Genomic DNA, 10684 nt, shown 5'->3' with positions numbered 1-10684 from the left:
CTTCCTCGGCGACACCCTGAGCCTGCGGCCCGACCCCAGCGCCATGATCGGCTGCGCCACCGACATGGTGACGCGCCTGTCCGGTGGGCTGGCAACGTGGGCACGGCGGCTGGAGTTTTCGCCCTACCGCCTGCGCGTGGTGGGGACCGCCGGCAGCGGCAAGACCCAGCTGGCGCTGGCCGAATATGCCTCCGCCGTTGATGCTGGCCTTCGTCCCCTTTACGTGTGCTTCAACCGCCGCTTGCGGATCATATCGAGCGCCTGGTACCTGCGGGCGGGCGCGTGGCAACCTTCCACATGCTGGGCGACGCCTTCCTGCGCGCGCAGGGCATCTCACCCGACTATTCGTCACCGGAGGTGTGGGGCCGGATGGAAACGGCGCTGGCCACGGCCGACTGCCCGAGACGTGGATGTACGACGTGCTGATCGTCGACGAAGGGCAGGATTTTTCCGTCGCCTGGCGCGACATCCTGATGCGCATGGTGAAGGAGGGCGGTCGCGCGACCTGGCTGGAGGATCCGACGCAGAACCTGTACGGCCGCGACATGGTGCCGCTGCCCGGATGGGTAACGCTGCATTCGCACACCAATTACCGCAGCCCGCGACAGGTGGTGGACATGTTGGCATCGATCGGCGAGGCGCGCCAGCCGGTGGAAGCGGCCAGCCCATTCGAAGGCGCGGACATCGAGGCGCTGGTGTACCCGGAGGGCGATTCGAAGGCGATACTGGCGCAGACCAAGCATGCGATCACGTTGTGCCTGGCAGCGGGATTCGCGCGGCAGGACATAGCGATTGCGTCGTTCAGGGGACGGGAGAAGTCGGCGATCCTGGGGCGCGATACGCTGGGCGATGCGCATAGGCTGAAGTCGTTCACTGGAGAGTACGACTTGTTCGGGAACCCGGTGTTTCGGGACGGCGGATTGCTGGCGGAGTCGGTGTACAGGTTTAAGGGGCAATCCGCGCCAGCGGTGATTTTTACCGAAATCGACTTCGAGCAGATCGATGAGCTAGTATTTCGGAAGCTGTTTGTGGGGATGACGCGCGCCCGCTTGAAGCTGGTTCTGGTGTTGAGTGAGCGGGCAGCGGAGCAGATCCTTAACCGAATCTAAGGGCGATCTACGTACATTGAAAATCTGAAAAAAGTTTGACGCCCATGGAAGATGAGCGGTCTTTTCGTTTAAATGTCCTTGCTCAATCGTGTTTGGAACAGTTCCCACTGGCGCTCAAGAGCGAGGGGCGACACACGCGAAGCGGGTACGGCCGGTTGATAAGCGGACTTACCCGCTAGCACTTGATAACTTGGATCCTGCAAAGTTGGACTGATACAGACAGTCATCAAATTTGGATCGATTGCGATAAGTCTCAGATCCCACAGCGTGTGAATATCGGCTCGCAAGAGTAGCCCATTGCTGATCGCATTAGTCTGAGGACCGAGGTACGGTGTCACATGCGCAGCTTCAAGAATCGGACGAATCGGACATTGGGTGATCGCGCACCGACCATCATAGGCCGAAATGAGGTCCATTCGAAACTTCGGCTGCCCCTGTCTGCGGACAATAGCGCGAAATGTGCGTTTTCGGGCGTCATCCTCATTGTTCGGCTCAAAGTAAGCGTCTGCTCAATGCCGTCTTGAGCTAGGCGTCGTATTGCTAGATGATGGCATCACACCGCTGGGAAGCGGAGTGTTTTTCAGGCAGACGTGATCTGCGCAGCGCAATGCCAGGGTAGGAAGTCGTCAACCCGGTTGACCGGATGGTCGGCGATGCGCGCCAGCACATGGCGCAGCCAAGCCTCGGGGTCGACGCCATTGAGCTTGGCGGTCCCGATCAACGAGTAGATCGCAGCGGCGCGGTCGCCGCCGCTATCGGCGCCGGCGAACAGGTAGTTGCGACGGCCAATCGCCACGCCGCGCAAGGCGCGCTCGGCCGCCGAGTTGTCGATCTCGATGGCGCCGTCGTCGCAGTAGCGCAGCAGTGCCGGCCAGAGTTTGAGCGCATACAGGATCGCCGCCGCCGTGTCGGACTTGCGCGACAGCGTCTCGAGCGTGGCGCGCAGCCAGCGTTCCAGGTCATCGAGCAAGGGGCGCGAGCGAGCTTGCCGCACCTGCCTTCGTTCATCGGGCGGCTTGCCCCGGATCTCGGCCTCGATCACATATAGATCGGCGATCCGGCGCAGCGCCTCGGTGGTCAGCGCCGTCGGCCGCGCAGCGTGCAGGTCGTAGAACTTGCGCCGCGCGTGCGCCTTATGTGGAGCTCCACATAAGGCTCATTATCTCGAGTGCTGTTTTATCTGGAGATCGGTGCATGAACTTACTGTCCGTGCGAGGAGCTGGGCTGGTGCGTCACGCCACATAAATCCAGCACATTCAATGGAGCTTTGCATCCGATTTGGCCTGGCTGGCGTATATCGTTTGTATGAACACTCCGCTGCCCAAGTCACAGCAATCCGAGCGTGTGCCGAGCGCTCAGGACATCCTGCGCGTATGGCGCGGCGATCGCTGTGTCCGGGCAAGCACCGCGCAACAATACCTGCAATGGATCGGCCGGTTTCGGTGCTATTGCCGTGCTCTCGATCTTGGTGAAGGGCCAGAGCTAACGCTCGATGGGGTCAAGCGCTTCCAGGTCTGGTACGCGGGTTCACGCAAGATCAATGCCGCAAATCTCGGTCTCGCGATCTCGTCTATGCGCTCGCTGCGTCGCGTTCACGAGATCATGGCCATGCCGGTCCCGGCATGGCAGCCTATCGAACGCCGTGGGCCACCTGCAACGGCGGTTTTGCGCCACTTTGCTGCCCATCTTCGGCAACATGTTGGCAACCCCGAAGTCACGATTCGCAAGAAGCTCGACCACGTCGGCAAGCTGTTCGAGCACCTGCGCCGTTCCGGCAAGTCCTGGCGCCGCCTGAGCCTGCCCGAGATCGACGCATTCCTCATCGACTGCGCCAGTCACTTTGCTCGCTCGACGACAGCCGACATCGCCAGCACGGTCAGATCTTTTGCCCGGTTCTTGCTGGCCAGCGGACGCATTCGAACCGACTTGGCCGACGGGGTGATCTCTCCGGTACAGCCCAAGCTCGAACGCACCCGGCGCGCGTTACCTTGGGAGGACGTTCAGCGACTGCTGCGCGCTGTGGACACGAGCACGGCACGCGGATTGCGCGATCACGCGATGCTGTTGATGATGAGTACCTACGGCCTGGGGGCTGGCGAAGTGATCGGCTTGCAATTGCAGGACATCGACTGGAACGCCGGTACGCTGCAGATGTCGCGCCCGAAGACCGGCGTCAATTTCGTGTTGCCGTTGCTTCCCCCGGTAGCCAAGGTGCTGGCCAGGTACCTGCGGCACGGACGTCCGTCGCATACGCCAACGCGGCATGTGTTCGTCCAGATGAAGGTGCCGTTCGGCGCCCTCACGGCGTCGTCGGCCGTGCGGCACGTGCTCATCAAACATGCCAAGGTCGCCGGTATCCAAGCGCCATACCTGGGCAGCCACGTCTTGCGGCACTCGAATGCCGCGCGGCAACTCGACGTAGGCACCAAGGTACGAGTGTTGTCGGATCTGCTCGGACATCGCGACCCGGAGTCGGTGTCGGCCTACATACGCATCGCCACGCAGTCGCTACGCGAGGTCTCTCTGCCGGTGCCGCGATGAACACGAAAGTCACCGCAGCCACCTTGGCCCACGACGCAACGCAGTTCCTGGCGTTCAAGCGGGCCATGGGAATGGGCTACCGCCGCGCCGAGTTCGTGCTCAACAGCTTCGTACGCTTCGTTCATGACAGATACGGCGAGCGCCCTGCGGCGTTGGACCAAGCGGTGACACAGTGGGTGACGCGGATCGAAGGCCGCAAGGCCATCACGGTGGGCAACGAGTTCGGCGTGGTGCGCCAGTTGTGCCTGTTCCGTCGCCGCAGCGATCCGTATAGCTTCGTCCCCGATCACGCGGTGGCACCGGTCAAGGAGTCGGTTTTCGTGCCTTACATCTTCAGCCGTGAAGAAGTGCTTGCCCTGGTGGACGCCGCCACGCGGCACGAGGGTCGCAACATGTGGGGAGCGATGTTGCGCGCCCTCACGCTCGTGCTGTACTGCACCGGGATGCGGCTGGGCGAGGCCACCAGGCTGCACCTGATCGATGTCGATCTGCGGACAGCCGTGCTGACAGTTCAACGAAGCAAGGGGCGCTCGCGCATCCTTGCGATCCGCGACGATCTGGTCGTCGAGCTACGCCAATATCTCCAGCAACGCAAGGAAGTCTTGGCGGCAAGCGGTGCCGACGATCCATTGACACTGTTCATCCGTCGCGATGGATCAGCGCTCACTCTGCGTGCGGCCTCGGATGCGTTGCGACGCCTGCTACGCGATCTCGGCTTGAAGCCGAAACGCGGTCGCACGGGCGCCAGGCCTTACGAGTTGAGGCATGCCTTCGCCGTACATCGGCTGACCGCCTGGGCCGTCGAGGGTGTAGACGTGCACGCGAAACTGCCATGGCTGTCGGCCTACCTCGGCCACCAGAACGTCCTTGGCACAGAGGTGTACCTGAAGGCCACGCCTGAGCTGCTGCAACTGGCAAGCCAGCGCTTCGAGCAGCACTCACGCGGTAAACGCCGGTTGCCGTGAGCCGCTCGACGTGTGGTCTGTTCGCTCATGTGCAGTCGTACTTCACGGAGTACCTGCCGAAGCAGAAAGGTGCCAGCGTCCACACCATCCGCGCCTACCGTGATGCGCTGACATTGCTATTCAAGTTCATTGCTGAGCAGCGCGACCGAGAGGTTGCATCCGTGCAGCTCGGAGACATCGACGCTGATATGGTCACGCGCTTCCTGGATCACATCGAGGCGCAGCGATCGAATTCGGCCGCAACACGCAACTGCCGTCGGGCGGCCATCCGGGGCTTCATCAAACACCTACTGCGCAACGACCTGGCACACTCACAGCAGTACATACGGGTGTTGGCCATCCCTGCGAAGAAGGCGCGGCAGCGACCTGCGACCTACCTTGAGACAGAGGATGTCCGCCTGATCATCAACGTGCCCAATAAACGTACCTCCGACGGTTGGCGAGACTACACGCTGCTGCTATTCCTATACAACTGTGGCGCTCGGGTCAGCGAGGCCGCAGGGCTTCGGTGGGACGATCTGCAATTGGCCGCGCCAAGGCAGGTGCGCCTGCGCGGCAAAGGCAAGAAAGAACGGCTGTTGCCGCTGTGGGCAGAGACGGCCAATGCGCTGCACCGACTGCGCGGTATGTCAGGCGCCGCCGGTGGACAGTGCGTATTCCTCAATCGGCATGGCCAGCCCCTGACCCGCGACGGCATTGCCTACGTTCTCAGCAAGCATGCGGCGGCGGCGGCTCGCGACAACCCAGTGCTGCGACGCAAACACATCACGCCGCACGTCCTGCGCCACAGTTGCGCCGTCGCGCTTCTGCAGTCAGGAACCGACGTGACGGTGATCCGCGACTACCTCGGCCACACCAGCGTTGCTACGACCGGCCGCTATATCACGACCAACCTGCAGATGAAGCGAGAGGCCATGCAGGCTTTCTGGAAGAAGGCCGGCCTTGAGCCGGCGAACGCCAAGACATGGAGGCCCAAGGCCGATTTGCTCGCGTTCTTGCAGTCCTTGTGATAATGCCAAACTTATGTGGAGTTCGGAGCACCGGTCGATCGCCTGAACGCTGCTGCAATTTGGCTTCACTCAAGATAAAACAGCACTCGAGATAATGCGCCCAGCAAGCGGCCTCGCGGATCGTGCCGTCGTCGAACAAGGCGTTAAAGCCCGCGTACGCGTCGGCCTGCAACACGCCCTCAAACTTGGCCAGGTGGGTCTGCGGATGGATGCCCTTGCGGTCAGGCGTGTAGGCGAACCATACGGCCGGTGGCGTGGTGTCGCCGGCGGGCCGATCATCGCGCACATAGGTCCACAGGCGCGCCGTCTTGGTCTTGCCGTTGCCGGGCGCGAGCACCGGTATCGGGGTGTCGTCGGCATGCAGCTTCGATGCCGCCAGCACATGGCGTCGGATCGCCTCGACCAGTGGTCGCAGCAGCGCGCTGGCCGCGCCGACCCAACTCGCCAGCAACGCGCGATCCAGGTCCACGCCTTCGCGGGCGTAGATGACGGACTGGCGGTACAGCGGCAGGTGATCGGCGAACTTGGCCACCAGGATATGCGCCAACAGGCCGGGGCCGGCGATGCCTCGCTCGATCGGCCGGCTCGGCGCCGGCGCCTGCACGATCGCGTCGCAGCAGGAGCACGCCAGCTTCGGGCGCACATGGCGGATCACGCGGAAGCTGGCCGGCACGAACTCCAGTTGTTCGGCCACGTCCTCGCCCAGCGGGCGCAGGCCGCCTCCGCAGTCCGGGCAGGCATCAGCCGTTGGCGCATAGACCTTCTCGTCACGCGGCAGATGCTCGGGCAAGGGCCGGCGCACCGACTTCTTGCGCGGCGCCTGGTCGATGGCCGGCATCTCGCGCGCCGCCTCGCCCTCGTCGGCCTGCAGATCTTCCAGTTGCAGTTCCAGCTGCTCGATCTGGTGGTCCAATTTTTCAGACTTGCGGCCGAACTGCATGCGTCGCAATTTAGCGATCTGCAACTTGAGATGCTCGATCTCGACGGCGCGTGTGTTCAGTTGTTCGGTCAGGCCGGCTAACTGTTCATCACGCTCTTGCAGCAGACGCTCGCTGGCCAACAGCAACGCCTTCAGGGCATTGATGTCGTTGGGGAGGAGGTTGGCAGGACTGAGCATGCGCCAAGTTTACGCGAGGCTTGTCACGTTTACAAGGCCGACGTTGGCTTCCAAGTGCGCTCCGGGCGCCGCCAATCTATCCCTTCAAGCAGCATCGATAGTTGCGCCTGCGACAGCGATACCGTGCCGTTGGTGGCCTGCGGCCAGATGAAGCGGCCGCGTTCAAGCCGTTTGGCCAGCAGACACAGGCCATCGCCGGTCCACCACAGTAATTTGATCATGTCGCCGCGTCGGCCACGGAACACAAACACGTGGCCACTGTACGGATCTTCCTCCAGCGCCGTCTGCACTTTTGCCGCCAGACCGTTGAAGCCCGAGCGCATGTCGGTGGCGCCGGCGGCGAGCCAGACTTTGGTTCCAGCGGGCAGACCTATCATCGCAGCAACCGCTCCAATACTTGTGCCAGCGTGGACGCATTGGCCCGCCCCTCGATGCGCACGCGCACCTCTCCAACCTCAAGCACAATGCTGCCGTCGGCGTCATCGGCGGCGTTGCGCGGAACAGGCGTCGTTGGCGTCAATACCACAGGTAGTAGGCCATCGTCGCGCATTAACGCATGCTCACCGAGGTGACCTTGGTTGTACAGTCTGCGCCAGCTGAATACTTGGTTGGCGTTGACGCCATGTTCGCGCGCGATGCGGGCCACCGAGGCGCCAGGCTGCAGCGATAGCGCCACCAACGCGCGCTTGAACTCCAGCGGATGCTGGCGGTAGTGGCCGCGGGTTGGCGAGGAAATGACTGGTTGAAAATTTGTGTCCATAATCAGAATTTGTGGGCACAACTGCTGTGCCAAAATTCGATCATGGCTGGCGCGGACTACACAGTCCAGACGGTGCTGCGTTGACGCTTACGGCTCAAACGGCGGCGCGGCTGCTTCTGCGTCCTCGGTCTCGCTTAGTGGGTTGAAAAATGATCCGCTATTCTGAGCGCTATGGGACACAGGATCCTGTTCACGCGCTAGAAAGGTGCTGTAATTGTTTAACGCCGCACCGTACATATTGTTGCCGCGCCGATTTCGTGTGGTGAAAACTTCCGTATCGCCGATTAACTCGGCTATTGACTCAAACTCATCCCTATCAGTTATTTCCCGGAGTGACTTTGACGTGATTTGGTTCTCATTAGCCCAGCTGGTCAGGGCGCCGCCGATCGCGCCGACATACTTCTTGACGGTTGAAGGAGAAAGTTTTTTTGCAACGAGCCAGTCCGCGAAATCCATGCCGATCTCTTGTTCGAAAGATATTGAACAGAAGATAGCACCGAAGTGTGGCAAAACAAATAGGTAACTATTCAGCCTGAATGAACACGGCAATGAGCAGTTGTAAACTATTGGCTATTGCCGCATCATGTCGGCATGCCACCGAAACCGCCTCGTCCCGACCTCACGCAGCTGTCCGATACCGACAAGGATCGTCTCATCGACGTGCTCTTTGCACGCATGGATGCGCTTGAGGCAAAGCTGGGAATGAACAGCCAGAATTCGAGCAAGCCACCATCCTCGGATGGACTGGCCAAGAAGCAGAAGACTAGCTCGTTGCGCGGCAAGTCTGGCAAGGCGGTTGGCGGCCAACCGGGCCATAAAGGCAGTACACTCAAGCGGGTGGCCGAGCCCACCAGTACGAAGGATTATCCGCCGCCGTCGCATTGCAACCGCTGCCACAGTGCGCTGGCGCTCGAACAGGCGCAGGTGCTGGAGCGCCGCCAGGTATTCGATGTGCCTGCGATGAGCTTCGAGGTGGTGGAACACCGTGTCTACACGGTGGTCTGCGCCTGCGGTCAGCGGCACGACAGCGTATTCCCGGCTGCGGTCGGCGACCTTGCGCAATACGGCCCGAACGTGCGCGCACTGGGCGTGCATCTGACCCAGGGCCAGATGCTGCCATATGCCCGCGCCGCCGAGTTGATTGGCGAGATGACGGGCTTGTCTGTGTCGCCAGCAACCCTGCTTGCCTGGGTTGGCGAAGCGAGCCTGGCCCTGCAGGGCACAGCCGACCTGATAGCGCGGCAATTGCACCACGCGCCAGTGCTGTGCGCCGACGAATCGGGCTTGCGCGTGGATGGCAAACTGCACTGGATGCATGTGGCGGCCACGGCGGAACTGACCTGGTATGGCATGCACGCAAAGCGCGGCCTGGATGCCATCGTCGCGCATGGCATTCTCCCCAAACGCATCGGCGTTCTGGTGCATGATTGCTGGGCCCCTTACTGGAAACTCGACGATGGCCTGCATGCCTTGTGCAATGCCCATCTCCTTCGAGAACTGGTGTATGCGCAGGAAGTGACTGGCCAGCAATGGCCGACCGCCATGACGGAACTGCTGCTCAACGCCCAACGACTGAGCGCGGCGGCGCGACAGCAGGGCCGGCCATTTGATGCCGATGCCATCGCCGCCTTCACCATCGTCTACAACGACATCGTGCGCCAAGGCGAACAACTGAACCCTCCCCAACTCAAGCCCGACGGAAAATCCGGTCGCTGCAAACAGTCCGACGCCCACAACCTGCTGCGCCGCTTCCGGCTGCACGCCGACGCCATCTTGCGCTTCATCGCCGATCCGACCGTTCCGTTCTCCAACAATATTGCCGAACGGGCCGTCCGCATGCCCAAGGTCAAGCAAAAAATATCGGGCTGCTTCCGCACCATTGCCGGCGCCGACAATTTCTGCATCATTCGCTCCTGCCTCGACACGCTACGCAAACAGGGATACAGCATGTTGGAAGTGCTGCGCCGCGCATTTGCTGGCGATCCGATCATGCTGTCAATTTCCGGCATTAAGGCGCCACCCATTTCCGGCGTAATGGCGCCACTTTGACCACCGATTTCACGGGCTCAAACTGGGTTGCAAGAATGCTCGATTTCGATGCTTTTTGCAATGGCGTTTTTGGGTGCAAATGGCCTGTTCCCGGACTTAATTTTTCTGTCGGAATGGCGGCCGATACGGCGGACTTGCTAAATGGCGCCGGTAGCCAGCGCACAGCGTGAGCGTGGATGTTTGTTGTCGAGGCCGCTGGGAGGGGTTTTTCCCAGTGGCTGCCCACGGCAGCGCGGGGTCTGGGGCAGCGCCCTAGGGCGTCCCGATTGCGCGCCCCAAATGACGAAGGGGATTCGCACAGTTTGCGAATCCCCTTCCCAATTAAACGATATAAACGGTTTAGTTTATTAAACGTTATTCATTGCGTGCTGCCCTTTGCGGCTTCGCGGCGGGTGGTTTGGACTTCTCCGCTGCGGGTGGCAGCGAACGGTAGCTTTCCCCATCCAAGACGATCTTGTAGGCACCGTGGCGCAGGCGGTCCAGCGTGGCTGCACCGATCATCTTGTTTGACGCGAACGCTGCGCCCCATTCGTCGAAGTGCAAATTCGATGTCAGGATCGTGGCCGTGCGCTCGTAGCGCTCCGCAATCAGGTCATGGAAGTCCTCGTCCTCCGGTGGGCGTAGCGGCTTCAGTCCAAAGTCGTCGATGATGAGCAAAGAGACTTTGCTCAGGTACTGAAGCCGGCGTTCATACGTTCCCATCGCCTGCGCTGCGCGCAGGCTGGCCATCAGCTGGGTCTGCGTAATGAACAGCACATCATAGCCCTGACGAGCAGCGGCGTGGCCCAGCGCTTGCGCAAGATGGCTCTTGCCGGTGCCGCAGGGACCGGCGATGAGCACCGCGACTTGCTCATCGATGAAACGGCAGGTGGCCAGGTCGTGGACGGCAGCACGGTTCAAGCCCGGCAGCCGGTTGAAGTCGAACCCGTCCAGCGTTTTCTGGTTGCGGAAGTTGGCGCGCCGCATGCGCAGCGCGAGCTTTTTCTGGTCGCGGCGGGCTACTTCGTCATGGATGAGCAGACTCAGAAATTCGGTGAAGGCCAGCTTGCGGTCGATGGCTTCACGGTTGCGCGCTTCCAGTGAATCGAGGATGCCGGACAGGCGTAATTGCTTGAGCAGGGGAGTCAGTTCTG

General features: G+C 61.5%; 11 protein-coding genes and 2 pseudogenes. 6 read left to right on the top strand and 7 right to left on the bottom strand.

The window, feature by feature from the left end; translation table 11 throughout:
* Positions 1 to 282: 282 nt before the first annotated feature.
* A complete protein-coding gene (locus tag D3872_RS26785; RefSeq protein ID WP_229459468.1) occupies positions 283 to 426 on the top strand; it encodes a hypothetical protein in 144 nt (47 codons plus the stop codon).
* Positions 411 to 1109 carry an ATP-binding domain-containing protein gene (locus D3872_RS26780; RefSeq protein ID WP_229459467.1) on the top strand — a complete coding sequence of 233 codons (699 nt, stop codon included), beginning with the start codon at positions 411 to 413 and terminating at the stop codon, positions 1107 to 1109. Before D3872_RS26785 ends, D3872_RS26780 begins: the two co-directional genes overlap by 16 nt.
* 68 nt (positions 1110 to 1177) lie before the next feature.
* Here D3872_RS26780 and D3872_RS21890 read toward each other — a convergent pair whose 3' ends face one another.
* Together D3872_RS21890 and tnpC (D3872_RS21885) are read right to left on the bottom strand one after the other, a co-directional pair.
* Positions 1178 to 1525 (bottom strand): HNH endonuclease, encoded by a 348-nt coding sequence (locus D3872_RS21890; protein WP_119812774.1) that lies wholly within the window; start codon positions 1523 to 1525, stop codon positions 1178 to 1180.
* Positions 1526 to 1689: 164 nt separating this feature from the next.
* Positions 1690 to 2241 (bottom strand): annotated as a pseudogene (tnpC, locus tag D3872_RS21885) (IS66 family transposase); the annotation flags it as partial.
* 173 nt (positions 2242 to 2414) lie between these two features.
* Here tnpC (D3872_RS21885) and D3872_RS21880 point away from each other — a divergent pair.
* Genes D3872_RS21880 through D3872_RS21870 form a run of 3 tightly spaced genes read left to right on the top strand, consistent with a single transcriptional unit; the run spans position 2415 to position 5625 of the window.
* On the top strand, positions 2415 to 3650 hold the full coding sequence (locus tag D3872_RS21880; protein WP_119812777.1) for a site-specific integrase: 1236 nt from the start codon (positions 2415 to 2417) through the stop codon (positions 3648 to 3650).
* Positions 3647 to 4615, top strand: a complete 969-nt coding sequence (locus tag D3872_RS21875; RefSeq protein ID WP_119812773.1) for a tyrosine-type recombinase/integrase — start codon at positions 3647 to 3649, stop codon at positions 4613 to 4615. The genes D3872_RS21880 and D3872_RS21875 overlap by 4 nt, the downstream gene beginning before the upstream one ends.
* Complete coding sequence (locus tag D3872_RS21870; RefSeq protein WP_119812772.1) at positions 4612 to 5625, top strand: site-specific integrase; 1014 nt, start codon at positions 4612 to 4614, stop codon at positions 5623 to 5625. The genes D3872_RS21875 and D3872_RS21870 overlap by 4 nt, the downstream gene beginning before the upstream one ends.
* 61 nt (positions 5626 to 5686) lie before the next feature.
* Here the strand turns inward: D3872_RS21870 and tnpC (D3872_RS21865) are convergent.
* The 4 genes and pseudogenes from tnpC (D3872_RS21865) to D3872_RS21850 all read right to left on the bottom strand — a co-directional run.
* Positions 5687 to 6742: pseudogene (tnpC, locus tag D3872_RS21865) on the bottom strand (IS66 family transposase); the annotation flags it as partial.
* A gap of 29 nt (positions 6743 to 6771) precedes the next feature.
* Entirely contained in the window at positions 6772 to 7119 is a 348-nt protein-coding gene (gene tnpB / locus D3872_RS21860; RefSeq protein WP_119812771.1) for an IS66 family insertion sequence element accessory protein TnpB, read from the bottom strand.
* A complete protein-coding gene (gene tnpA, locus D3872_RS27155; RefSeq protein ID WP_370660984.1) occupies positions 7116 to 7535 on the bottom strand; it encodes an IS66-like element accessory protein TnpA in 420 nt (139 codons plus the stop codon). Before tnpA ends, tnpB begins: the two co-directional genes overlap by 4 nt.
* Positions 7536 to 7589: 54 nt before the next feature.
* Positions 7590 to 7958: a site-specific integrase gene (locus tag D3872_RS21850; RefSeq protein WP_119812769.1), complete on the bottom strand. Its 369-nt coding sequence runs from the start codon at positions 7956 to 7958 to the stop codon at positions 7590 to 7592.
* A gap of 135 nt (positions 7959 to 8093) precedes the next feature.
* Here D3872_RS21850 and tnpC (D3872_RS21845) point away from each other — a divergent pair, with 135 nt between their 5' ends.
* Positions 8094 to 9551: an IS66 family transposase gene (gene tnpC / locus D3872_RS21845; RefSeq protein ID WP_119812776.1), complete on the top strand. Its 1458-nt coding sequence runs from the start codon at positions 8094 to 8096 to the stop codon at positions 9549 to 9551.
* A gap of 354 nt (positions 9552 to 9905) precedes the next feature.
* Here tnpC (D3872_RS21845) and istB read toward each other — a convergent pair.
* Positions 9906 to 10684: IS21-like element helper ATPase IstB (gene istB / locus D3872_RS21840; RefSeq protein ID WP_220476984.1), on the bottom strand; the 779-nt coding region annotated here is incomplete at its 5' end.

The sequence above is a fragment of the Massilia cavernae genome, assembly GCF_003590855.1.
In the GTDB taxonomy this organism is placed as follows: domain Bacteria; phylum Pseudomonadota; class Gammaproteobacteria; order Burkholderiales; family Burkholderiaceae_D; genus Telluria_A; species Telluria_A cavernae.
The sequence above is the reverse complement of the archived record's forward strand: the minus strand, read 5'-3'. Positions and strand labels throughout refer to the sequence as shown.